Source organism: Streptomyces sp. NPDC059874, assembly GCF_042731135.1.
In the GTDB taxonomy this organism is placed as follows: Bacteria; Actinomycetota; Actinomycetes; order Streptomycetales; family Streptomycetaceae; genus Streptomyces.
In genome coordinates, this window is the sequence record NZ_JBHWJY010000017.1 from 50,058 (window position 1) to 71,464 (window position 21,407).

Sequence of the window (21,407 nt, forward strand, 5' to 3'; positions counted from 1 at the left end):
TCCATATAAACGGACAAGTTGACCGGAGATGAGTGCTGACACGGTGATTCCCGCGCATCTTGTATTTAGTTGGACAGGCTTGTAACGGCCCGTAACAGTCCGTCGATCAGGCGCCGATCAGGCGCCGAACGCCTTGGACGCGCCCTTCACGGGCTTCGCGCCGGCCAACAGATGCGCCGGGACCAGATCCCGGGCCGGCTCGCTGTAACCCACCGACACCAGCTTGTCGCCCTGGAACGTGAACGACGTCAGGGAGGCCAGCGTGCACTGCCGGCGGCGCGGGTCGTGCCACAGCCGGCGCTTCTCCGCCCAGCTGCGCACGATCCAGATCGGCAGCTGGTGACTGACCGCCACCGCCTCGTGGCCACGGGCCGCGTCGCGCGCCGCCTCCAGCGCGCTCATCATCCGGACCACCTGGTCGACGTACGGCTCGCCCCAGGAGGGCTTGAACGGGTTCGTCAGGTGCTTCCAGTTGCCCGGCTTGCGCAGCGCGCCGTCGCCGACGCCGAAGGTCTTGCCCTCGAAGACGTTCTCCGCCTCCAGCAGCCGCGCGTCCGTCGCCAGGGCCAGGCCGTGGGTCTTGGCGATCGGCTCCGCCGTCTCCTGCGCCCGCTCCAGCGGGGAGGCCACCACGTAGGTGATGTCCCGGCCCTTCAGGTGCTCGGCGACCCGGTCCGCCATCTGCCGGCCCAGCTCGGAGAGGTGGTAGCCCTCGCGGCGCCCGTACAGGACCCCGTCCGGGTTGTGCACCTCGCCGTGGCGCACCAGATGCACGACGGTGAGGTCGGGGGTGTCGCTACCGGTCATGCGGTGGCCTCCGCGGCGGCCCGGGCGGCGGCGGGCAGGGCCGCCGCGATCCGCTCGATCGCCTGCTCGTCGTGGGCGGTGGACACGAACCAGGACTCGAAGGCGGACGGCGGCAGGTAGACGCCCTGCGCCAGCATCGAGTGGAAGAAGCCGTTGAAGCGGAAGGACTCCTGCTTCTTGGCGTCGTCGTAGTCGCGGACCTCGTCCTCGGTGAAGAAGACGGAGAACATGTTGGACGCGGTCTGCAGCCGGTGCGCCACGCCCTCCTTCGTCAGCGCCGCGGTGACCAGCTCCTGGATCTGCTTCGACACCGCGTCGACCTTGTCGTACGCCGCCTGGTCCAGCAGGCGCAGCTGCGCGAGGCCGGCGGCGGTGGCGATCGGGTTCCCGGAGAGCGTGCCGGCCTGGTAGACGGGCCCGGCCGGGGCCAGGTGGCCCATCACGTCCGCGCGGCCGCCGAAGGCCGCGGCCGGGAAACCGCCGCCCATGACCTTGCCGAAGGTCATCAGGTCGGGCTTGACCCCGTCCACGCCGTACCAGCCCGCGCGGGAGGTACGGAAGCCGGTCATGACCTCGTCGGAGATGTACAGGGCGCCGTTCTCGCGGCAGAGGTCTGCGAGCCCCTGGTTGAAGCCCTCGGCGGGGGTCACCACGCCCATGTTGCCGGGCGCGGCCTCGGTGATCACGCAGGCGATCTCGCCGGGGTGCGCGGCGAAGGCCGCCCGTACCGCTTCGAGGTCGTTGTAGGGCAGCACGATCGTGTCGCCGGCCTGCGCGCCCGTCACACCGGGGGTGTCGGGCAGCGCGAAGGTCGCGAGCCCGGAACCGGCGGCGGCCAGCAGCGCGTCCACGTGGCCGTGGTAGCAGCCCGCGAACTTCACGACCTTCGCCCGGCCGGTGAAGCCGCGCGCCAGCCGGATCGCCGACATGGTGGCCTCCGTCCCCGAGGAGACGAGCCTCACCTGCTCGACGGGTTCGATGCGCGCGACGATCTCCTCGGCGAGCGCGACCTCGCCCTCGCCGGGCGTGCCGAAGGAGGTCCCGCGGGCGACGGCGGCCTGGACGGCCTCGATCACCTGGGGGTGGGAGTGGCCGAGGATCATCGGGCCCCACGAGCACACGAGGTCGACGTACTCGCGACCGTCGGCGTCGGTGAGGTACGGACCGGTGCCGGACACCATGAACCGGGGCGTACCGCCCACGGCGCGGAAGGCGCGCACGGGAGAGTTCACGCCGCCGGGGGTCACGAGGGAGGCGCGCTCGAAGAGCGTCTGCGAAACTGGGGCTTCATACGGGTACGGGTAGCTCACACCAGCCATGGTCTCAGAGGCCGCGACAGACTTGCGGGCGGGCGTTTCACCGCGTCGCCGCGGGGGAGGTCACTGCCATGATGATCAGGCTGCGTGGCGGGGGCCACGGGGCCGGGGCGAGCAAGACCAGTCGGGTGGAGATATGCAACGCGGTGGTGGACCGGGCGAGGGTACGGACGGCCTCGACCCGCAGCGCGCCCGCGAAGCCCGCGAGGCCCGCCGCCGGGGCAAGCACCGCCGCCGTTCGACGGAGGCGGCGGACGCCGTGCCCGGGCCCACCCTGCCGTCGGACGGTCTCCCCAAGGGCGGCCGGGGCATGGGAGTGACGTACAAGTACTTCGGCGCCCCCGACGGCGCGACCGCCGCCCGGGTCCCGGTCACCATGCGTCCTGAGGAGCTCGGCGGCGACGAGCTCGGCATGGGCGGCCTCTTCAGCAAGATCAAGCCGGAGACGGTGGCCGCGATGGTCCTGACCGGCATCGAGGGCATACCCCTCCACAAGGTGCCGCCGCTGGAGCTGGTCGTCCTGCACCCCGACTACGCGGTGGTCAAGCTCCCGATGACGGTGGTCGACCCGCTGCGCGGCATCGGCGAGGAGTCGGTGGGCGCGGCGGCCTTCATCTGGTCCACGGTCCCGGACCGCGGCGGCCCGAGCGACGCGTTCAACGTCTACCAGCTGCTCCACGAGTGGCAGGACTTCTCCCACCGCCTCCACGAGAACGGCCACCAGGCGTACTGCCTGGTCTGGCCCTGACCCGGTCTTCCGACGGCTGCGGGCGGCCCTCCGTGCGGGCTGCCCGGCCTTGCCCGGAAGTCGCGGTCGCACGCCCGCCCCGTCTCGTCCACGACGGGGCCTGGGAGCCGGAACGCCTTCGTCACCTTCGGGCCTGCCCCGGCGTCATTGCGCCGGGTCGGTGCCGCGTTCGGGGCCCTGGTCCGTGACGTGGTTCACCAGGAGTCCGCTGCGCTCGGCCGCCAGGGCGGCCTGCACGCGGTTGGTGGCTCTGAGCTTGGTCAGGATGGCGCTGACGTGTTCCTTCACGGTGCTGAGACTCGTGTACGTCTTGCCGGCTATGGCGGTGTTGGTCAGCCCCTCGGCGAGCAGCCACAGGACTTCGTGCTCGCGCTCGGTCAGCTGGGGCCTGGGCTCGCCCTCCGGCAGGCGCCCGTGCAGGGCGAGATGACCGTCGATGACCGTGTGGCCGGGCCGGGGCGAGAGCGCGATGCCGCCGGAGGCGATGAAGCGCACCATCGGCGCCAGGTGCTCGGGGTCGGTGTCCTTGAGGAGGAAACCCGCCGCGCCGGCCTGGAGGGCACTGGTGAGGTGGTCGTCGCTGTCGAAGGTGGTCAGCATGCACACGGCCGGCGGATCCGGGAGTTCCCGGATCCGCCGCAGCACCGTGAGCCCGTCGACGTCCGGCATCCGGATGTCGAGGAGCACCGCGTGCGGGCCGAGTGCGGTGATGGCCTCGATCGCACCCGCACCGCCGGTCAGAGCGACGACATCGATGTCATTCTCCGTGGAGAGGATGCGCTGGAATCCGGTCCGGACGAGGGCTTCGTCGTCCACGATCACGACCTTGATCACCTGGTACTCCGTTCACAGACGCCAGGAGGATGTCACCCGGCGGTCCAGGCGGGCGACGCCGGAGATCATACTGGCGTCGCCCCTGCCCGAGGCGTCAGCGGCCCGAGAGCCGGGAGGCCGCGAGGGCCTCACCGCCCATGCGGTCGGTGGTGGCGGGAGACCCGCCGAGCCGGTGGAGGAGGGTCCAGCGGCCGTCGGGGAGCGCGGCCGCGAAGATCGACGCTCCTTCGGTGGCGCCGTTGTGCCAGGTCACGGCACCGGTCTTCCGCCAGGTCGGGGCCGGCGGCCCGAGGAGCCTGTCCACGAGCAGCCCCGTGAGGAGATGGGCGGCGGCCCGGGGAGTGGCCCAGAGGCCGCCCGCGGGCAGGATGGCGCCGTCCATGCTCCACGGCTTGCGAGGGCGGTTCAGCAGGCTCGTCGTCGCGAGCAGACGCCGCTCCGCCGGGGGATGTGCCGTCATCTCGTCGATGCCCAGGGGCTCTAGGACGTAGGTGTGCACGAGCTCCTCGTACGGGGTCCCGGCAGCGGCGGACAGAGCTGAACCGAGGAGCGCGTACCCGAGGTTGGAGTACTCCTCGGACGCGCCGGGCGGAGCCGTGGTCATCTCGCCGAGACCGGGGAGCAGCGCGCCCAGGGCGGCCTGGTCGAAACCGCCGTACGGGTTCTTGCGCGGCAGCCCCAGGGGTTGGCGGGGCAGCCCGGAGGTGTGGTCCGCCAGGTGTAACAGGGTGATGCCGCTGCCGGGCGGTGTGTCGAGCCAGCGTTCGATGGGATCGTCCACGCTCAGGACTCCGGCCTCGGCCATGCGCATGAGTGCGGTGCCGGTGACGACTTTGGTCAGCGATCCGATCTGGACGTAGCCGTCGCAGCTGTGGCCGTGGGTTACACGGGGTTCGAAGCCGTTGCCGAGGAGGCAGCTGGGCGTCCGGAACACGGAAGGCCCCTTTCAGGTGCGCGTACTGGAGCTGGGCAATGTACAGGCACCCGAACTGCCGGGCATGCGCTGCCTGTTGTCGGCCACCCAGCGGTAGCCGACGGCTGCGCACGCCCTGAGGCCGGGTGTGCGCAGCAGGCCCGATGCCAGCCGGTACCTGCGAACGGGCGAATCCCGCACGAATTCCGCCAGCGCCTGAGCGCCGCCGGCCAGAACCTTCCCGTCCAGGAGGAGCAACACCTCGCGGTCCAGCCGCTCCACATGCGGGTCGGTGGTCTCGGCCGGAAGTGACTGCCAGGGCACGGCGGTCAGGGTGGGTCGGGCGTGGCTGGTGATCCGGTCCACGGAGGCCTGGCAGAAACCGCAATCCCCGTCGAAAGCCAGGACGGCGTCGGCCGGTACGGGTTCACGGCGGCGCAGGGCGATGCGGGCACGCTCCAGCGCGGTCTCCAGCGCCCCGCTCAGGAACACGAGGTCGCACGCCACCATCGTGAGGGCGAAGCCGGTCAGGCCCATGACCACGCCGATGGACACGTGGAAGCCGATGGAGACGACGGCAGCCCAGGGCCGCAGTCGTGGCACGAGTACGCCCAGCGGGAAGTACACCAGGAACAGCGTGGTCGAGTACGTTCCGATGAAGACGAGGAAGTCGTTGCCGTACACCAGGTCGGACACGCCGGGAAGGCGGAACTCGGACACGCGCAGGACGTAGAACAGCGCCGTCCCGTCCTGCCACATCTTTCCCTGCACCTTGTACAGCCCGCTGACCACGTAGACCAGGCACATCTGGACGGCGATGGCGAGCACACCGAGATTGTGCAGTGGTGTGGACAGCGACCGCAGGACCGGGGGAACGCGCCGGGCGAGCGTGCGGGCGAGACCGGTGGGGAAGGAGAGCCGGTCGTAGCAGCGCGTCAGCAGCAGCATCGGGATGACGAGATAGGCGAGGTTGTCCCCGCCGTCGAGCAGCACGGGCTGCCGCTGGTAGATGGACCAGAGCAGGACCCAGTGCACGGCGAGGCCGAGCCGTCCGCCGACACCGCAGGTGACCGCCAGCGCGGCCAGGATTCCCGCGTGGAAGACGATCTCGAACCACAGCGTGGAGTCGCTCAGGGTGTAGAGGCTGAAAGTGCCGCCCTCGTGGACCTTGGCGGTGAACTCCGCCCAGGGATACACCCCGGCCGGACCGAAGAGGAACCGCCGGTCGCCGTACTGGCTCGCGTAGTACATGAAGCCGACGAAGCCGAGGAGCAGCCGGGTTCCGCTCACGCCCAGCACGCTGAAGGGCCGGCTGCCGGCCGTGTCCAGCCGATCGATCAGCCGGACTTTGCGGGTCTGGCTCACCGGAGCTCCCCGGCGTTCAGCCAGTCCATGTCGTAGGCGTCGACCTTGCCTTCCGCGTCAGGGTTGTGCCGATCCGACCAGGGCGGGAGCTGATGGATGTACATGCGGACCTGTACTTGCTCGGGAGGAGCGCCGTCGCCGCACACGTTGGCGGGCAGCTGCGTCAGGGAGTAGCGGGAGACGAAGCGCAGGGCTTCGTCCTGCGAGGTCTTCTCGTATGGCATGAGGGGCAGTTCGGTCTTCTTCTTCGCCCGCTCGGACTCCCGCAACCGGGCCAGCACGGGGTCCGAACCACTGAGCTGCTGCATGTTCCCGGTCACCAGCCGCGACATGTGCGAGGGGAAGAACCTGCTGCTCTGGGCCGCTTCGATGTACCTCGTCGTCACGTCGTGGAAGGAGGTGACCGAGCCGTCCCGGCATTGCGCGCGGGCCAGGATTCCGCGGTCCTCCGACAGCGGGTCGGGGGCGAAGAGCATCCAGTTCTGGGCGGAGTACGGCTCCAGATAGGCGGCGACCGTGTTGAAGTACCGGATCTTCATCGGGGTGAGCGGCATCTGCGAGAAGGCAGCGGCTGCGAAATGAAGGCCCAAGAGGGCGGCACCTGCGAGCAGTGCCACCCTCTTGGTCAAACGGTGATCTCTCACTTGTCGAAGACCGTCTCGACGGACGCGCCTTCGGGGATGCCGGCCGGGCTGACGCCACCGACCATGTTGGCGAACTCTCCGGCGGCGTTGGCCACCGACGAGCAAGCGGCCTTGCCGTGCACCCAGGCCTTGCCCGCGGCCTTGCCGACCCAGGAACCCAGCCCCGCCGGAGCGTTGCTCGGTCCCTCGGCGGAAGCGACCGTGGCGGGAACCTCCTGGCTGGTCGCGGCCTGCGCCGACCCCTGGGTGGCGATGAGCAGTGCCGCCCCGCCGAGGGCCACGCCGACGCCTGCCAGTACCTTCTTCATTCCGTCACTTGCCTCTCTCGTAGATCTCTGCCCGCGGCACGCACGTGTGGATCGCGGAGCGGGCAGCTTCACGCCGTGGCATGCCGGATCGCGGCATCCCCCGTTCGAGGACCATGTTTTCGGCGCCGCCTGGCCTTTCGGCACCCGTCACCTGGCCGGCTCGCCCGGCCAAGTGGTTTCACACGGCACCGAAATTCGTGCGAGTCACCGGGGCCGGTCGGCCGGACCGGCCTACGACGACGCGCGCTGCGCGGGAAGCCGGGCCGGAAACGTCGCGGTCACGAGGTGCCCGCCCTCGCCGGTGACGCCGGCGTCGAAGGTGCCTCCGATGAGATGGACGCGTTCGGCCAGCCCGATGAGGCCGAAGCCGCCGGAGGGCAGCTCCGGAACCGGGTCCGGGTGCGGGTGCGGGTCGGCGAGTCCGGGCGGGCCGTTGTGTATCCGCAGACGCAGGTGTCCGTCGGACTCGTGGAGCCGCACGCTCACGGCGGCACCCGGCGCGTGCTTGCGTACGTTGGTCAGAGCTTCCTGGACCGTTCGGTACACCGCGTGCTGGACCGGGTCGGGCCACCGGCCCGGGCAGTCGGAGGCCGGCTGGAGAACGTGCGGGTCGATGTGCGTCTCGACGTCGAGCCGACAGTCGCGGATGAGCCGCGGAAGGTCGGCGAGCAAGGGCTGCGGCACATGGGCTTCGGCGCGGTTGCCCCCGTCCCGCAGAACCCCGACCACCTGGCGCAGCTCGTCCAGCGTGCGGGCGGCCATGGTGCGCACGGCGCGGGCGGAATCCCGTACTGCGGGATCCGAGGCGGTCATCTGCAGCGCGGCGGCCTCGACGCTGATCAGGCTCACCTGATGGGCCACGACGTCGTGCATCTCACGGGCGAGCCTTGTGCGTTCGGCCACCAGCAGCCGCTCGGCCAACAGGGCGTCCTCGCGGGAGCGCGCTGCGGCGAGGTCGGCGATGCGTCCGGTGAGTTGCGCACGGATGGTGACCAACAGGCCCAGCACGACCGGAAGGACGACTTGGCCGAGGGCGACCATCAGAATCAGATAGTCGTTGGGGTTGTCCCACGTGGCGTACTCGGGGTTCAGCGTGAAACCGCTCCAGAGGAGGAACACGACGGCGCATGCGCCGATCACCCAGCGACGGGTGGTCATGACCACGACCGTGTACAGCGCGATCATGGACGGGACGTAGCCGTACCAGTACATCGCGGGCAAAGTGGTGATAAACGTGGCGATCGGCCAGCGACGTCGACCCAGCACGACCACGGGCATCGCACACAGAACCACCGTCGCCCAAAATAATCCCCAGGAGGCATGCCCATCGGCATACGCCCATTCCAGCTGGGCCGCGATGTCGACCGCGGCAGCGCCCGCCGGTACGAACAGGCACAGGGCCTGGCGTGCTTTCACCGACACGGGCTCGCTCCGAACACCAGGAACCTCCCCCTAAGTTACTCCCCGGTCGCTTGTGACTATAGGGCGCGGCCGCCGCCTTGGCCGGGCCGCCGCCTTGGCCGGGCCGGCGGACGGGCAGGGGCGCGGCGGATCGCCCGGGTCGGTCGGCTCCGGGTGATGCGGATCACGTCCATCGGGGCTGCCGGGGTGTCACGCACCGGCGGCCCCACTTGTCTTCGCTGGTGTCCCCACGAGGCCGCGAGGCCCAGTCCAGGAGGTCGACCATGAGAGTCCTGCTTGCCGGAGCGACCGGCGCCATCGGCCGTCCCCTGACCAGCGCACTCGTCCGCGGCGGGCACGAGGTGCTGGCGCTCGCCCGGACCCCGGGAGCAGCCGCGACCGTAAGCGGCCTCGGCGCCGAGCCCGTCCAGGCGGACGCCCTGGAACGGGACGGGCTGCTGCGCGCCCTGGACGGCCGGTCGGCCGACGCGGTGATCCACCAGCTGACCGCGCTCAAGGCGCCCAAGCGCACACTGACCGCGGACGACCCGAGCAACGTGCTGCGCGAGCGCGGCACCGCGAACCTCCTGGAGGCCGCCGGCGTGCTCGGGGCCGGCAGGTTCCTCACCCAGTCCCTCGTCCTCGGCTACGGCTACCGCGATCACGGCGATCGGATCCTCACCGAGCAGGACCCGTTCGGCGTCCGTGGCGGGAACGTCGCCGACCACGTCATCACCGGCCTGCTGGAGGCCGAAGGCCGGCTCTTCGCCGCCGACCACGTGGCGGGCACCGCGCTGCGGTACGGGGTGTTCTACGGCCCGGGAACCTGGTTCGACCCCACCCCGGGAAGCCGGACCACCCCGGTCCCGATGGGCGGGGGCGGGGTGGTGCCCTGGATCCACGTCGAGGACGCGGCCGACGCCACCGTCGCAGCCCTCGAACGCGGCCGGGCGGGCGAGGCGTACAACATCGTCGACGACCGGCCGTCCGGTTGGGGCGAGCTCGCCGCCGCACGTGGCGGACGGCAGATCCGGCTTCCCGGGTGGGCGCTGCGCCTGATGGTCCCGTACCTCGGCGCGCTCATGCTGGACACCCGGCTGCGGGTCTCGCACGACAAGGCGACCCGTGAGCTCGGCTGGAACCCGCGCCACCAGGACCACCGGGTCGGCATGAACGCCGCGGCTACGCCAGGATCTTCTGCTTGGCTCGGTCGAACTCCTCCTGCGTGAGGTCGCCCTTGTCCTTGAGGGCGGAGAGCTTGTGCAGTTCGTCCACCGAACCGCCGCCGCCCGCACCGCTGCCCGCCGCCTTGCGGACGTACGCCTGGAAGGCCTCCTCGCTCTGCTTCATCTGCTTCGCGTCCCGTTCGGCCATGCTCGGCCCGCGGGCGATGAGGTAGACGAGGACGCCGAGGTACGGCAGCAGGAGGACCAGGACCAGCCATCCCGCCTTGGCCCATCCGCTCATGCCGTGGTCGCGGAAGATGTCCGTGACGACCTTGAAGAGCAGGAAGAACCACATCACCCACAGGAACAGCCACAGCATCGTCCAGAAGAGGTTGAGCAGCGGGTAATCGTCCATGCCCGACTCCGATCGTTTCGGCACATATGTGGATCATCTATGCGTTCTCACCCTTCATACCGGGCGTTGATCGGACTCGCACGCGGGGCGGACGGCCCCCGACGATGGGCACATGAGCCTCTCGAACGACCGGCAGCGCCGCCGCCGGGTCGCCGGCCACGTGCTGCGTTCGGTGGCCGCGACCGCCGTGCTCACCGGGCTGTACTACCTGGTCCCGCTGGACCGCGAGGTGGGCGCCGGCACCATCGTGATGCTGCTGACGGGGCTCGCCGTCTTCGGCGTCCTGATCACCCGACAGGTCTCCGCCATCGCCCGTTCGGAGTATCCGCGGCTGCGCGCCATCGAGGCCCTGGCCACCGCCGTGCCGTTGTTCCTGGTGGTGTTCGCGGCGGTGTACTTCTCGCTGTCCAAGGGGTACCCGGCCTCGTTCACGGAGCCGCTGAGCAGGACCGACGCCCTGTACTTCACGGTCACCGTGTTCGCGACCGTCGGCTTCGGGGACATCGCGCCCGCCTCCCAGGCCTCCCGCGCGCTGACCACCGCGCAGATGGTCGCCGACCTGATCGTGGTCGGCGTCGTGGCCAAGGTGCTCTTCGGCGCCGTCCAGGTCGGGCTGCGGCGAAAAGGGGCCGACGCCGACGACCCGCGGTCGTAGGGTGCGGGACATGGTGGAACGCGAGGACCCCGCGGTACGGCTGGCGCCCTGGGCGACCGACGACTTCTGGCTGCTGGAGCGCAAGAACGAGCCGGCCATGACCCGGCACCTCGGCGGACCCGAGCCCGCCGCGAAGCTCCTCGACCGGCAGCGGCGCTACGAGGCCCTGAGCGCCCGGGAGCCGGCCGCCGGGCGGATGTTCCGGGTGGTGCTGGAGCCGACCGGCGAGAGCGTCGGCTCGATCGGCTTCTGGGAGCGGGAGTGGCAGGGCGAGCCGGTGTACGAGACCGGCTGGGGCATCCTGCCCGAGTACCAGGGGCGGGGCCTCGCGGTGGTCGCGCTGCGGGAGCTGCTCTCGTACGTCGCCGCCCACGGCTCCCCCACCCGCGAGACCCTGCACGCCTTCCCCGGCACCGACCACCCGGCCTCCAACGCCGTCGCCCGCCGGGCGGGCTTCGAATGCCTCGGCGAGGTCGACTTCGAGTACCCGCCCGGGGTGCGCCACCCGAGCAACGACTGGTGCCGGCGGATCAGGCCGTGATCGTCAGGGCTTGAGGATCACGGCTCTGGGGATCAGGCCGTCAGGATGATCCGGCCCCGCACCCCCGGGGTCGCCAGGTGCGCGTGCGCCTTGGCGGCGTCGGAGAGGTCGAAGGTGTCCGCGACCCGCAGCGTGAGGGTGCCCGCGTCGACCAGGGAGACCAGGCGGGCCAGGTGCTCCCCGTCCGCGGCGACCTCCTGTTCCACCACCGTCACCCCGCGCTCCGCCGCCGGCGCCGCGCCCGGGATCACGCCGACGTACACGCCGCCGTCGCGGACGAAGCCGAGCGCGGCCTCCCCCAGTACGGCCGCGTCCAGCACCCCGTCCACCGGCTCGGCCGGGGCCCCTCCGCGCGGGACGAACGCGGCCGCGCCCAGCGAGCGCAGGTAGGCCTCGTCGTCGGCGCCCGCGAGCGCCGTGACCACCAGCCCGGCCCGCGCCGCGAGCTGGACCGCGAGCGCCCCGACGACCCCGGCGGCGCCGGTGACCAGCACCGAGGAGCCTGCCGTGAGGCCCAGCTGCTCCACGGCGCGCGCGGCGGTGAGCCCGCCCAGCGGGAGCCCCGCCGCGGTGACGGTGTCCACGGTGGCCGGCGCGGCCGCGATGGCGCCGGCGTCGAGGACCACGTACTCGGCGTGCGTGCCCAGCGGCTTCACCGTCCCGTAGTGCAGCCCGACGACCCGCTGCCCGGCGGCCCAGTCGGCCACCCCGGCGCCGACCTCGTCGATCTCCCCCGCCACGTCCCAGCCGAGGCCGATCCGCTGCCCCGCCCCGCCGAAGACCCCCGCGCGGACCCCGCCGTCCACCGGGTTGAGCCCGGCGGCCCGGACCCGGACGCGGACCTGGCCGGCCGCCGGGCTCGGGACCGGCACCTCGGCGATCTCGATGTTCGAAGGCCCGCCGAACTCGCCCACGACCACTGCCTTCATCGTCGCGTCGCTCATGATCTCTCCCCGTTCCGCTCGTCGAGCCGGTTCGTCGGCTCGTTTCCGATGAGCACTAACCTAGGGAGAGGTACTCTCTTTTCGTAAGTACGTACCTCGGAGTGCGTACCCGACCCGGAAGTGGGGCACCCATGGCCACCCGTACCGCCGCCGCCCGCCGCGAAGAAGCCCGCCACGCCTACGACGCCTTCCTCAAGGAATGCCCCACCGGACAACTCCTGGCCCGCATCAGCGACAAGTGGGTCGGCCTCGTCGTCAGCGCCCTCGCCGAGGCGGACGACCGCTCCATGCGCTACAGCGACCTCGGCCGCAGGATCCCCGGCGTCAGCCAGAAGATGCTCACCCAGACCCTGCGCTCCCTCGAACGCGACGGCCTCGTCACCCGCACCGTGACCCCCACCGTCCCCGTCCGCGTCGACTACCGGCTCACCGAACTCGGCGGCAGCCTCGCCTGCCTGCTCTCCTCCGTGAAACTGTGGGCCGAGAACCACTTCGACAAGGTCAGCGCCCACCGCCGGGCCTACGACGAGACCGCCGCGGCCTCCTAAAACCCCGGCGCCCCACACCCCCGCAGTGGCATGCTGACAAGGTGAACGGACCCGGCATTCAGCTCACCCTCTCCCCCGACCTGCGCCTCTTCGCCGCCCCCAGCCGGCGCGCGGAGCGCGTACCGACGGCCACCGACGGCGCCTCCAGCATCGGACACGTCGTCGAATCCGCCGGAGTCCCGCTCACCGAAGTCGGCCGCCTCCTCGTCGACGGCCACGAGGTACCCGTCTCGTACGTGCCCCAAAACGGCCAGAACGTCGAGGTGTTCGGCGTCGACCGACCCCAGCGCGTCGACGGCGACGCCCCGCTCCGCTTCCTCCTCGACGTCCACCTCGGCACCCTCGCCCGCCGCCTGCGCCTGCTCGGCGTCGACGCCGCCTACGAGAACGAGGACATCGGCGACCCGGCCCTCGCCACCCGCTCCGCCGCCGAACGGCGCGTACTGCTCTCCCGCGACCGCGGACTGCTGCGCCGCCGCGAGCTCTTCGCCGGCGCCTACGTCTACAGCGACAACCCCGACGAGCAACTGCGCGACGTACTCAGCCGGTTCGCGCCCGTCCTCGCACCGTGGACCCGCTGCACCGCCTGCAACGGGCCGCTCCGCGAAGCCGACAAGGACAGCGTCGGCGACCGCCTGGAGCGCGGCACGCACCGCTCGTACGACGTGTTCGCGCAGTGCACCGACTGCGAACGCGTCTACTGGCGCGGCGCCCACCACGCCCGCCTGGAGCGGATCGTCGACGAGGCCCTCACGGAATTCGGCACCGGAGCCCCGGCTCAGAAGGCGTAGGCGTCACCGGTGTCCAACGCGAGCACCACGTGCTCGTTGTTGGCGAGGTTGCGGTCGGTGGCGCCGCCGTTCCACCACGTGTCCACCCGCACCACCACCTCCGGGGCCCGCTCCCGCAGCCCCAACACCATCCCGATGTGCCGGCCGCGCCCGTGCAGCGGCATCGGCCCGGTCTCGCACACCACCTCGCGCAGCCCGGCCCGGGCGCAGCCCACCGCCAGTTCCTGCCGGTCCGCGAGATCGACCGACAGCCGCACCCGTACGGTCGCGTTCGGCAGCTCCGACGGCCCGTCGTTCTCCGGCACCAGCCAGATCCGCAGCTGGGCGTCGGCCAGGGCCATCCGACCGTGGTACGAAACGTCCGCCTCCGGCCCGGCCCAGCCGCCGGGCCGCGCCCCGACCGAGGCATCCGCCTCGGGGCCGGCCGAGGCCTCCGGCTCCGACTCGGCCGGGAAGCCCGGCTGAGGCTCGGCCCGGACGCCCGCCTCCGGCTCGGCCCGGACACCCGCCTCCCGCTCGGCCCGGTCCCCGGCCGAGGCCCCGGCGGGGGTCACCGTCGCCTCCGCGAGGGCCGTCGTCGCCCCGGCGGGGGCCTCCATCCCGAACCCCAGCAGCCCGGCCAACCCCGCCACCACCACACCCGACACGGCAACACGGCGCATCGCCACGGCCACCACCTCCTCTTCGCGCGGAGGCTAGCCGGCACCGAGCCCGCCCGGTCGGACCATCACACGAATGAGGGCGGGCCGTGCCCCCATTCGCCCGCGCCTCCCCGGCCTTGCCTTCCGTAACCTTCCAGCCATGCTGATCGCCCGCTCCGCCGCCCTCTTCACCCTCGCCGCCCTCCTGGAGATCGGCGGCGCCTGGCTCGTCTGGCAGGGCGTGCGCGAGCACAAGGGCTGGGCCTGGATCGGCGCCGGAGTCATCGCGCTCGGCCTCTACGGCTTCGTCGCCACCCTCCAGCCCCAGGGCGACTTCGCCCGCGTCCTCGCCGCCTACGGCGGGGTCTTCGTCGCCGGGTCCCTCGCCTGGGGCGTCGTCGCCGACGGCTACCGCCCCGACCGCTGGGACATCGCCGGAGCCCTCGTCTGCCTCGCCGGAATGGCCGTGATCATGTACGCCCCGCGGGGCCGCTGAGCCCCCGCCCACCCGCCTATGCTGGCGAGTATTCGCCCGTACGAACGACCGAGGAGCCCCGCAATGAGCACGACCACGGCCACCCGCACCGCCGTAGTCACCGGAGCGAGCAGCGGCATCGGCGCGGCCACCGCCCGGCAGCTCGCCGCGGCCGGCTACCACGTCGTCCTCACCGCCCGCCGCAAGGACCGCATCGAGGCCCTCGCCGCCGAGATCACCGAGGCCGGCCACTCCGCCGCCGCGCACGCCCTCGACGTCACCGACCGGGCCGCCGTCGACGCCTTCGCCGCCTCCCTCGACCGCTGCGACGTGGTCGTCAACAACGCGGGCGGCGCCCTCGGAGTCGACCCCGTGGCCACCGGCGACCCGGCCGACTGGCGCACGATGTACGAGACCAACGTCATCGGCACCCTCAACGTCACCCAGGCCCTGCTCCCCGCGATCACCGCCTCCGGCGACGGCACGGTGGTCGTCCTCTCCTCCACCGCCGGCCACGCCACCTACGAGGGTGGCGCGGGCTACGTCGCGGCCAAGAACGGCGCCCGCGTCCTCGCCGAGACCCTCCGCCTGGAACTCGTCGGCCAGCCCGTACGCGTCATCGAGATCGCCCCGGGCCTGGTCAAGACCGAGGAGTTCGCCACCACCCGCTTCCGCGGCGACACCGAGAAGGCGGCGAAGGTGTACGCGGGCGTCGCGGACCCCCTCACCGCCGACGACGTGGCCGACACCATCACCTGGGCGGTGACCCGCCCCAGCCACGTCAACATCGACCTCCTGGTCGTCCGCCCCCGCGCCCAGGCCTCGAACACGAAGCTCCACCGCGAGATCTAGACCCCGCATCCCGCCTCCCTGTGGCTGAATGGAGCCGTACCGAAAGCCAGGGGGAGGCGAGTGGTGACGGAAATGAAGACGGGCCGCATACCGCAGGTGCCCGCACCCGGGGGACGGGGCACGGGGGCGTGGCTGCTCATCGGGTCCCTGATCCCGGCACTGGTCTGCTACTTCCTGTTCGCGATACAGCTGCCGTACGACAACCAGCGGCACCGGGACTACACGGCGGCCCAGCCGTGCCCCGCCGGCACGACGGCGCGGGAGCGGGAGAACTGCGTGCGCACGGTCTCCTTCACCGTCGAGGAGGTGCATCCCGAGGTGCGCCGTGGCAGGGGCGGCCCCGACGTGATCCTGTCCGGCGCTCCCTTCTGGAACGGGATGCTGGAGTTCGGCGATCCGGGACCGCTGTTGGAGCGGCTCAGTCCCGGAGACCAGGTGACCGGCACCGTCTGGTGGGGCGACGTCATGACGCTCGCCAAGGGGGACGTCCGGCAGGATTCCGCCGACAAACCCCGCGACGAGGCTCAGATACCGGCCGGCGTCGCCACGTTCGCAGGTCTGGCGGCGGCCCTGTGCCTGTGGTTCGGGGCCGTGCGACTGACCGGGCGACGCCGCCTGTACGAGCCCCACACCTGGCCCGGGCTCGGACGATCGCTGCTCATCGCCATGGCGGTGATCTGCGCGGCCGTGGCCGTCCCCGCCTTCCTGCTCGGGATCCCGTGGGGTGTCGTACCCGCGGTCGCCGCGCCGCTCTCGGCCTTCACGGCCTGGCAGTTCGACCGGTACCGGCGGCAGCAGTCGGCCACCGCCGCCCGTACCGGCTGAGGCCTCGGCTACGGGACCAGCCCGGCCGCCTTCAGGTGCGGCATGAGGGCGGCCGGCTTGAGCCCGGCCGCCTTCGCCGCGTCCAACGCCCGCTGCAGGTCCGCCGCCAGGGTCGGCGTGAAGTGCAGCAGCACGATGTCACCGGCCTTCAGCCGCGGCGTGGCCGGCGTCTCGCTCCAGGTGGTGAAGTCGTACGTCCACGTCACGAGCGCCTTCACCCCGCACGCCTTGGCCGCTGCCCTCACCTCGTCGTTCACGGCCCCGTACGGCGGCCGCAACAACTTCGGCGCGCGCCCGAAGGTCGCCTGCAACTGCTCCCCGGCCCCGCACACCTCGGCGTCCTTCCCGACCGCGTCGAGCGTCGTGAGATCCGGGTGATTGACGGTGTGGTTCTCGACGACCACCCGCCCCTGCTCCGTGAGCGCGGTGAAGTACCCGGTGTCGTACGAGGTCGCCCCCGGCAGCAGGAACAACGAGACCGGCACCCGCTTCTCCAGCAGGATCCGGGCCGCCTCCGGATCATGGTTCCAGCCGTCGTCGATGGTGATGAAGACGACGTTCTCCGCCGTCGGCAACTGCGACACGACGGGCGGCAACCCCACCCCGGCCTGCGCGGACCCGGCGGCCCCGAGGGCGAGCGACAACGACGCGAGGGCGGCGACAAGCGCGCGAGATCTCCACATGCCGCACACCCTGGTCTAGACCAACTCCCGGCGTCAACCCCCTACTTGGGCATTCCCTCCGCCGAAAGCACCGGCGCCAGGTGCGCGTTGCTCCCGACCACATCGGCCGGGCCGCCGCCCGCGGGCACCTCGAACGACACGGTCACGCCGCGCCGCACGGTGGAGTTCCGCCACCACTTGTCCATGCCGCCGATCATCGCGCCGACGTCACCCATGCTCGCGCTGCCGTACTTGAACGTCGCGTTCCTGCCGTTCCAGAAGTCGGTCCGCACGAAGTTGCAGGTGACCAGGGACTTCCCGTCCGCCAGCCGGACCACCGGCAACTCCCCGCCGACCGCCTCCAAGGACACCCACTTGTCCACGAGCTTCAGCTTCTCGCCCAGCACGTTGTAGGCGTCGACCACCCCGCCGGTCAGCTCACCCGGCACGAAGTGCTCGCTCTCCGGCTTGCCGTCGGGCACCGAGAAGCTCATGTACTTCGCGTACCGCCCGCACACCTCACGGTCCGCGGCAGCGGTGGGCGACAGCATCACCGCGCCCGCCGCGTCGCGCACCAGCGGGGCGATCTCCTTGTCCCGGAGCCGGAAGCCGCCGATCTCGTTCGTGCGCGCCGGGTGCGGAGCGGCCGCCCTGTCGTTCACCCACGACATGGCGGTCGCCTTCCACTCCCCGCCGGGCGCGTCCTGGACGAAGTAGTGCACGGCGCCGGCCCGGGACTGCTCGGTCCCCGCGAACTCCCGGCTCGTCACGGCGAACGACCGCGGGTAGCCCGGCTGGTCCTTCTCCGCCGGGATGAAGAACTCCGGCCGGCCGAAGGAGTCGACCCAGCCGGCGTAGCCGGCCCGCGCCTTCAGCAGGTCGATCCAGGCCTGGCTCTCCGCCAGCAGCGGCCCGGTCTCCACCGCGGCGACGGCCTCCCTGTCACGCCGGGTGACCGCGTCCCGCCGCTCCCAGGCGTACCGGTTGAACACCGCCTCGGCCTGCTCCTTGCCGATCACCATCGGCACCGTCGGCGCGGCCGACGCACCGGCCGACGCCTTGGCGTCCGTCTTCCCGGACGTACACCCGACCAGCCCGACGACACAGCCCACGGCCAATCCGACGACACCCACCCGAACCCGCCGCCGACCAGGCAAAAACCCCACCACGGAACATCCCCCTACAGGACTCGCTCACCGAAACCGCGCCCATGCAGTCACGGCTGCGAACACCGTACGAGTGACGTCAAGCGGAGCGACCACGGCCCCGACCGAGCCCCGAAGTCTTCTGAGGACGGAAGCGGTTCAGCCCAGGGTGAGCGGGGTCTCCGATTCGACGTGGGACAGCTTCTCCGGGTTGCGGACGTAATACAGGCCGATGATGCGGCCGCCCTCCACACGGGCCGCCATGACCCCGTCGAGCTCCCCGTCCAGGTGGACCACCAGCGCCGGGCCGCCGTTCACCACGGTGTGGCCGACCGTGATCGGGATCTGCTGCTTCGCGAGCCCGCCGATCATGAAGCGGGACACCTTGTCCGCGCCGAGGATCGGCCGCACCGCCGCCTGCTTGATGCCGCCGCCGTCGCTCATCAGGACGACCTCGGGCGCGAGCACGGCGAGCAGACCCTGCAGGTCCCCGCCGTCGAGCGCCCGCCGGAACGACTCCAGCGCCGCCCTCGTCTCGCTCTGGGAGACCGCCTCCCGAGGACGGCGGGCATCCACGTGCCCACGCGCGCGGTGCGCGATCTGACGGACGGCCGCCGGGGACTTGTCGACCGCGGCCGCGATCTCCTCGTAGCCGACGTCGAACACCTCGCGCAACACGAACACCGCCCGCTCGGTCGGCGACAGCGTCTCCAGCACGAGCATCACCGCCATCGACACGCTCTCGGCCAGCTCGACGTCCTGCGCCACGTCCGGCGCGGTCAGCAACGGCTCCGGCAACCACGGGCCCACGTACGACTCCTTGCGGCGCGACAACGTCCGCAGCCGGTTCAGCGCCTGCCGGGTCGTGATCCGCACCAGATACGCACGCTGGTCGCGCACCTGCTCCAAGTCGACCTGGATCCACCGCAGCCAGGTCTCCTGGAGCACGTCCTCGGCATCCGCCGCCGAACCGAGCATCTCGTAGGCGACGGTGAAGAGCAGATTGCGGTGGGCGACGAAGGCCTCGGTCGCCCGGTCAGTGACGTGATCACTCATACCTTGATCATCTCCCTCTCCGCCCTCCCGGCACTAGACCGTCTGCCCGGCGACCACCGACGTCTCGCCGCGACGCGCCGCCCGGAGCAACTCCTGCCGCTTGGCGGGTCCCGACACGCGGTGCAGGCTGTACCCGCCGGGCTTGTGCGCCTCCTCGGCCAGGTGCTTGAGGACGCCCTTGCACACGAACTCCTTCACCTTCGCGCCCAGGCCGCCGCCGATGTGCAACCACACGGCGACGTCCGACTTGTCGGCGAACTGGAAGATCCCGGCGCGTCGGCCCAGGCTGATGCACTGGGCACCGAACGTCTGATTGAGCGGCGCGGGCTGCTCGTCCTCGATCCGGCTCAGGACCGTGTCCGCGGCCCGCGCGCCCAGCGGCATCGCCTCCTTGCAGCTCATCCGCAGCGGCAGGCCCGACGGCGCCGCCGAGTCCCCGGCCGCGACGATGCGTACGTCGTCCACACTGGTCAGCGTCTCGTCCGTGAGCAGGCGCCCCAGGGCGTCGGTGCTCAGCCCACTGCGCACGGCCAGGTCCGGCACCCCGAAGCCGGCGGTCCAGATGGTCACCGCGCTCGGCAGCTCACGCCCGTCACCGAGCCGCACGGCATCGCACGCCACAGCCGTCACCTTCGCGTCGGGGCCCTCCAGCACGGTCACCCCGAGCGCCGCCAGCCGCCCGGCCACCGAGCGCCGCCCTCGCGCGTGCAGGTACGGCCCGAGCACCCCGCCGCACACCAGGGTCACCGCCCGCCCCTGCTCCGCCAGCTCCGCGGCGGTCTCGATCCCGGTCGGCCCGGCCCCGACCACCGTCACGGCGGCCGACACGGGCGCGGCGTCGAGGACCGGCCGCAACCGCTCGGCCTCCTCCAGGGTGCCGATCGGGTAGGCGAACTCGGCCGCCCCGGGCACCCGCGGGTCGGCACTGCCACTGCCGACGGCGTAGACGAGGTGGTCGTAGCCGACCGCGCCACCGCCCGCCAGCTCCACGCACCGCCCGACCGTGTCGATCCGCGCCGCACTGTCGACCACCAGCCGGACCCCCTCCGCCAGGACCTCCCGGTAGTCGACGACGGCGGCGCCGGTCCCGCCCACCAGCTGGTGCAGGCGGATCCGGTGGACGAAGTTCGGGCGCGGATTGATCAGCGTCACGGTCACGTCGCCGCGCTGCGTCAGGCGATTGGCCGCCATCACACCGGCGTACCCGCCACCGATCACCACGACGTCGATGTTCTCGCTCACGGTGTCTCCTTCGTCCGTCTCCAGGGGCTCGACCTCAAGACACCGCAGGACCGACACCTGTGACACCGCGTGTCCCAGATCACTCCAGGCGGGCGCCGGCGGCGCAATGGCCGGCCTGACCACCCCGAACGGGTGAAGTCGCACGGATGCCCGGCGGACGCGGATACGCTCCGGAAGCGTGAGCCGCGAGAAGGAGGAAGCTATGGCCGTGATACAGCACGAGACCACGATCGCGGAGGCCGCCGATCGACTCTCCAGGGAGCTTCCCGGGCACCGAGTGGAGATTCTCCAGGGGAGGCTCACCGTGACACCACCCGCCGATGGGCGACATGCCCGAACTCTGACCAGGCTCACCGTGGCCTTTCACGAGGCGGGGGCAGAAAAGGCGGGCCTGGAGTTCCTCCAGGGCATCGGTATCTGGCTGCCCACCGGCGAGGACGACTACGCCGTCCCGGACTTCTCGCTCGTCGAGGCGGACTTCTTGGACCACAAGGTCGTGAAGAACTGCTACCGGCCCGACGTCTTCCGCATGATCCTGGAGGTCACCTCCTCCAACTGGGCGGATGACACCGGCACCAAGGTGGAGAGCTACGCCAAGGCCGACGTACCCGTCTACATCGTCGCCGATCGGCACCACGACGAAGTCGTGATCTACACGGATCCTCGCGGCATGGCTTACCGCCTGCGCAGAAGCTTCAAGCGCGGCACGACACTCGCTCTTCCCGACGACCTCGGAGTCACGGTCGAGCTGTCGGTGGACATGCTGCTCGACTGAGCGAGAGCGACGCGGAGGAGCCCGGAGCGTCACCGGATGCTGCCGGTCAACGGTCCGGGCCCTTCGCGTACGGGCGTCAGCCCTTGACGCAGATGACCTGCTTGAGCTTGGCCACGACCTGGACGAGGTCCGTCTGCTGGTCGATGACCTGCTCGATCGACTTGTACGCGCCCCCCTGGAATCGCGCCCCCCAGCCTGGGCGGACCAAGCTGCCCCGAGGGCCACTTGGGCGTTCCCTCCGCCGTCAGCTCCTGCGCTTCGAGGGAGTTGCTGCCCACCACGTCGGCGGCCCCCGTCGGCGGCACCTCGAAACGTCACCGTCACGCTCCGCCGCACCG

General features: G+C 71.4%; 25 protein-coding genes and 1 pseudogene. 10 read left to right on the plus strand and 16 right to left on the minus strand.

Features of this window, described 5'->3' with window-relative positions:
• Positions 1-117: 117 nt before the first annotated feature.
• On the minus strand, positions 118-807 hold the full coding sequence (locus ACFV9H_RS12705) for a histidine phosphatase family protein (protein ID WP_385396919.1): 690 nt from the start codon (positions 805-807) through the stop codon (positions 118-120).
• Entirely contained in the window at positions 804-2,126 is a 1,323-nt protein-coding gene (gene hemL, locus ACFV9H_RS12710) for a glutamate-1-semialdehyde 2,1-aminomutase (RefSeq protein ID WP_385396921.1), read from the minus strand. The genes ACFV9H_RS12705 and hemL overlap by 4 nt, the downstream gene beginning before the upstream one ends.
• Positions 2,127-2,433: 307 nt before the next feature.
• On the opposite strand from hemL, the gene ACFV9H_RS12715 reads away from it, so the two are divergent.
• Positions 2,434-2,871 (plus strand): hypothetical protein, encoded by a 438-nt coding sequence (locus tag ACFV9H_RS12715; protein WP_329390718.1) that lies wholly within the window; start codon positions 2,434-2,436, stop codon positions 2,869-2,871.
• A gap of 144 nt (positions 2,872-3,015) precedes the next feature.
• Here ACFV9H_RS12715 and ACFV9H_RS12720 read toward each other — a convergent pair whose 3' ends face one another.
• From ACFV9H_RS12720 to ACFV9H_RS12745, 6 genes are all read right to left on the minus strand, one after another.
• Entirely contained in the window at positions 3,016-3,705 is a 690-nt protein-coding gene (locus tag ACFV9H_RS12720) for a response regulator (protein WP_385396923.1), read from the minus strand.
• 94 nt (positions 3,706-3,799) lie between these two features.
• Positions 3,800-4,639: a serine hydrolase domain-containing protein gene (locus ACFV9H_RS12725; RefSeq protein ID WP_385396924.1), complete on the minus strand. Its 840-nt coding sequence runs from the start codon at positions 4,637-4,639 to the stop codon at positions 3,800-3,802.
• A gap of 12 nt (positions 4,640-4,651) precedes the next feature.
• The gene (locus ACFV9H_RS12730; protein WP_385396925.1) at positions 4,652-5,983 is read right to left on the minus strand and encodes a DCC1-like thiol-disulfide oxidoreductase family protein; all 1,332 of its coding nucleotides are present in this window, start codon (positions 5,981-5,983) and stop codon (positions 4,652-4,654) included.
• Positions 5,980-6,573: a DUF5819 family protein gene (locus tag ACFV9H_RS12735; RefSeq protein WP_385396927.1), complete on the minus strand. Its 594-nt coding sequence runs from the start codon at positions 6,571-6,573 to the stop codon at positions 5,980-5,982. Before ACFV9H_RS12735 ends, ACFV9H_RS12730 begins: the two co-directional genes overlap by 4 nt.
• 50 nt (positions 6,574-6,623) lie before the next feature.
• Positions 6,624-6,935: a hypothetical protein gene (locus ACFV9H_RS12740; RefSeq protein WP_385396929.1), complete on the minus strand. Its 312-nt coding sequence runs from the start codon at positions 6,933-6,935 to the stop codon at positions 6,624-6,626.
• A 231-nt stretch (positions 6,936-7,166) separates the two neighbouring features.
• A complete protein-coding gene (locus tag ACFV9H_RS12745; RefSeq protein ID WP_385396931.1) occupies positions 7,167-8,357 on the minus strand; it encodes a sensor histidine kinase in 1,191 nt (396 codons plus the stop codon).
• Positions 8,358-8,620: 263 nt separating this feature from the next.
• Here ACFV9H_RS12745 and ACFV9H_RS12750 point away from each other — a divergent pair, with 263 nt between their 5' ends.
• The gene (locus ACFV9H_RS12750) at positions 8,621-9,565 is read left to right on the plus strand and encodes an NAD-dependent epimerase/dehydratase family protein (RefSeq protein ID WP_385396933.1); all 945 of its coding nucleotides are present in this window, start codon (positions 8,621-8,623) and stop codon (positions 9,563-9,565) included.
• On the opposite strand, the gene ACFV9H_RS12755 is transcribed toward ACFV9H_RS12750, so the two are convergent.
• Complete coding sequence (locus ACFV9H_RS12755; RefSeq protein ID WP_385396935.1) at positions 9,519-9,917, minus strand: SHOCT domain-containing protein; 399 nt, start codon at positions 9,915-9,917, stop codon at positions 9,519-9,521. The genes ACFV9H_RS12750 and ACFV9H_RS12755 overlap by 47 nt on opposite strands.
• Positions 9,918-10,029: 112 nt before the next feature.
• On the opposite strand from ACFV9H_RS12755, the gene ACFV9H_RS12760 reads away from it, so the two are divergent.
• Together ACFV9H_RS12760 and ACFV9H_RS12765 are read left to right on the plus strand one after the other, a co-directional pair.
• Complete coding sequence (locus ACFV9H_RS12760) at positions 10,030-10,572, plus strand: potassium channel family protein (protein WP_385396937.1); 543 nt, start codon at positions 10,030-10,032, stop codon at positions 10,570-10,572.
• Between the two features lie 10 nt (positions 10,573-10,582).
• Positions 10,583-11,113 carry a GNAT family N-acetyltransferase gene (locus tag ACFV9H_RS12765; protein ID WP_385396939.1) on the plus strand — a complete coding sequence of 177 codons (531 nt, stop codon included), beginning with the start codon at positions 10,583-10,585 and terminating at the stop codon, positions 11,111-11,113.
• 32 nt (positions 11,114-11,145) lie between these two features.
• Here ACFV9H_RS12765 and ACFV9H_RS12770 read toward each other — a convergent pair whose 3' ends face one another.
• Positions 11,146-12,042: an NADP-dependent oxidoreductase gene (locus ACFV9H_RS12770; protein WP_385397051.1), complete on the minus strand. Its 897-nt coding sequence runs from the start codon at positions 12,040-12,042 to the stop codon at positions 11,146-11,148.
• A 146-nt stretch (positions 12,043-12,188) separates the two neighbouring features.
• On the opposite strand from ACFV9H_RS12770, the gene ACFV9H_RS12775 reads away from it, so the two are divergent.
• Positions 12,189-12,605: a winged helix-turn-helix transcriptional regulator gene (locus tag ACFV9H_RS12775; protein WP_385396941.1), complete on the plus strand. Its 417-nt coding sequence runs from the start codon at positions 12,189-12,191 to the stop codon at positions 12,603-12,605.
• A gap of 41 nt (positions 12,606-12,646) precedes the next feature.
• Positions 12,647-13,396: a Mut7-C RNAse domain-containing protein gene (locus tag ACFV9H_RS12780; RefSeq protein ID WP_385396943.1), complete on the plus strand. Its 750-nt coding sequence runs from the start codon at positions 12,647-12,649 to the stop codon at positions 13,394-13,396.
• Here the strand turns inward: ACFV9H_RS12780 and ACFV9H_RS12785 are convergent.
• A complete protein-coding gene (locus ACFV9H_RS12785; RefSeq protein ID WP_385397053.1) occupies positions 13,384-14,058 on the minus strand; it encodes a hypothetical protein in 675 nt (224 codons plus the stop codon). The two genes, ACFV9H_RS12780 and ACFV9H_RS12785, sit on opposite strands and share 13 nt — an antisense overlap.
• A 139-nt stretch (positions 14,059-14,197) precedes the next feature.
• On the opposite strand from ACFV9H_RS12785, the gene ACFV9H_RS12790 reads away from it, so the two are divergent.
• The 3 genes from ACFV9H_RS12790 (at position 14,198) to ACFV9H_RS12800 (ending at position 16,189) form a co-directional block, all read left to right on the plus strand.
• Positions 14,198-14,533 carry a YnfA family protein gene (locus ACFV9H_RS12790; RefSeq protein ID WP_385396945.1) on the plus strand — a complete coding sequence of 112 codons (336 nt, stop codon included), beginning with the start codon at positions 14,198-14,200 and terminating at the stop codon, positions 14,531-14,533.
• Between the two features lie 63 nt (positions 14,534-14,596).
• Positions 14,597-15,364 (plus strand): SDR family NAD(P)-dependent oxidoreductase, encoded by a 768-nt coding sequence (locus ACFV9H_RS12795; RefSeq protein ID WP_385396947.1) that lies wholly within the window; start codon positions 14,597-14,599, stop codon positions 15,362-15,364.
• 63 nt (positions 15,365-15,427) lie between these two features.
• Positions 15,428-16,189 carry a hypothetical protein gene (locus ACFV9H_RS12800; protein WP_385396949.1) on the plus strand — a complete coding sequence of 254 codons (762 nt, stop codon included), beginning with the start codon at positions 15,428-15,430 and terminating at the stop codon, positions 16,187-16,189.
• 8 nt (positions 16,190-16,197) lie between these two features.
• Here ACFV9H_RS12800 and ACFV9H_RS12805 read toward each other — a convergent pair whose 3' ends face one another.
• The 4 genes from ACFV9H_RS12805 to ACFV9H_RS12820 all read right to left on the minus strand — a co-directional run bounded on the left by ACFV9H_RS12805 (position 16,198) and on the right by ACFV9H_RS12820 (position 20,294).
• Positions 16,198-16,872, minus strand: a complete 675-nt coding sequence (locus ACFV9H_RS12805) for a polysaccharide deacetylase family protein (RefSeq protein WP_385396951.1) — start codon at positions 16,870-16,872, stop codon at positions 16,198-16,200.
• Between the two features lie 41 nt (positions 16,873-16,913).
• Complete coding sequence (locus tag ACFV9H_RS12810) at positions 16,914-17,984, minus strand: hypothetical protein (RefSeq protein ID WP_385396953.1); 1,071 nt, start codon at positions 17,982-17,984, stop codon at positions 16,914-16,916.
• 171 nt (positions 17,985-18,155) lie between these two features.
• Complete coding sequence (locus ACFV9H_RS12815) at positions 18,156-19,052, minus strand: RNA polymerase sigma-70 factor (RefSeq protein WP_385396955.1); 897 nt, start codon at positions 19,050-19,052, stop codon at positions 18,156-18,158.
• A gap of 33 nt (positions 19,053-19,085) precedes the next feature.
• Positions 19,086-20,294 carry an NAD(P)/FAD-dependent oxidoreductase gene (locus ACFV9H_RS12820; protein ID WP_385396957.1) on the minus strand — a complete coding sequence of 403 codons (1,209 nt, stop codon included), beginning with the start codon at positions 20,292-20,294 and terminating at the stop codon, positions 19,086-19,088.
• Positions 20,295-20,496: 202 nt separating this feature from the next.
• Between ACFV9H_RS12820 and ACFV9H_RS12825 the strand changes: the two genes are divergently transcribed.
• A complete protein-coding gene (locus ACFV9H_RS12825; protein WP_385396959.1) occupies positions 20,497-21,069 on the plus strand; it encodes a Uma2 family endonuclease in 573 nt (190 codons plus the stop codon).
• Between the two features lie 76 nt (positions 21,070-21,145).
• Here ACFV9H_RS12825 and ACFV9H_RS12830 read toward each other — a convergent pair.
• A pseudogene (locus ACFV9H_RS12830) lies at positions 21,146-21,241 on the minus strand (RtcB family protein); the annotation flags it as partial.
• Positions 21,242-21,407 lie beyond the last annotated feature (166 nt).

Excerpts from the sequence above, each read along its gene's own strand:
- ACFV9H_RS12705 (WP_385396919.1), bottom strand. The coding sequence starts at position 807 with ATGACCGGTAGCGACACCCCCGACCTCACCGTCGTGCATCTGGTGCGC.
- hemL (WP_385396921.1), bottom strand. The coding sequence starts at position 2,126 with ATGGCTGGTGTGAGCTACCCGTACCCGTATGAAGCCCCAGTTTCGCAG.
- ACFV9H_RS12715 (WP_329390718.1), top strand. The coding sequence starts at position 2,434 with ATGGGAGTGACGTACAAGTACTTCGGCGCCCCCGACGGCGCGACCGCC.
- ACFV9H_RS12740 (WP_385396929.1), bottom strand. The coding sequence starts at position 6,935 with ATGAAGAAGGTACTGGCAGGCGTCGGCGTGGCCCTCGGCGGGGCGGCA.
- ACFV9H_RS12750 (WP_385396933.1), top strand. The coding sequence starts at position 8,621 with ATGAGAGTCCTGCTTGCCGGAGCGACCGGCGCCATCGGCCGTCCCCTG.
- ACFV9H_RS12755 (WP_385396935.1), bottom strand. The coding sequence starts at position 9,917 with ATGGACGATTACCCGCTGCTCAACCTCTTCTGGACGATGCTGTGGCTG.
- ACFV9H_RS12760 (WP_385396937.1), top strand. The coding sequence starts at position 10,030 with ATGAGCCTCTCGAACGACCGGCAGCGCCGCCGCCGGGTCGCCGGCCAC.
- ACFV9H_RS12765 (WP_385396939.1), top strand. The coding sequence starts at position 10,583 with ATGGTGGAACGCGAGGACCCCGCGGTACGGCTGGCGCCCTGGGCGACC.
- ACFV9H_RS12770 (WP_385397051.1), bottom strand. The coding sequence starts at position 12,042 with ATGAAGGCAGTGGTCGTGGGCGAGTTCGGCGGGCCTTCGAACATCGAG.
- ACFV9H_RS12775 (WP_385396941.1), top strand. The coding sequence starts at position 12,189 with ATGGCCACCCGTACCGCCGCCGCCCGCCGCGAAGAAGCCCGCCACGCC.
- ACFV9H_RS12785 (WP_385397053.1), bottom strand. The coding sequence starts at position 14,058 with ATGCGCCGTGTTGCCGTGTCGGGTGTGGTGGTGGCGGGGTTGGCCGGG.
- ACFV9H_RS12790 (WP_385396945.1), top strand. The coding sequence starts at position 14,198 with ATGCTGATCGCCCGCTCCGCCGCCCTCTTCACCCTCGCCGCCCTCCTG.
- ACFV9H_RS12795 (WP_385396947.1), top strand. The coding sequence starts at position 14,597 with ATGAGCACGACCACGGCCACCCGCACCGCCGTAGTCACCGGAGCGAGC.
- ACFV9H_RS12805 (WP_385396951.1), bottom strand. The coding sequence starts at position 16,872 with ATGTGGAGATCTCGCGCGCTTGTCGCCGCCCTCGCGTCGTTGTCGCTC.
- ACFV9H_RS12815 (WP_385396955.1), bottom strand. The coding sequence starts at position 19,052 with ATGAGTGATCACGTCACTGACCGGGCGACCGAGGCCTTCGTCGCCCAC.
- ACFV9H_RS12825 (WP_385396959.1), top strand. The coding sequence starts at position 20,497 with ATGGCCGTGATACAGCACGAGACCACGATCGCGGAGGCCGCCGATCGA.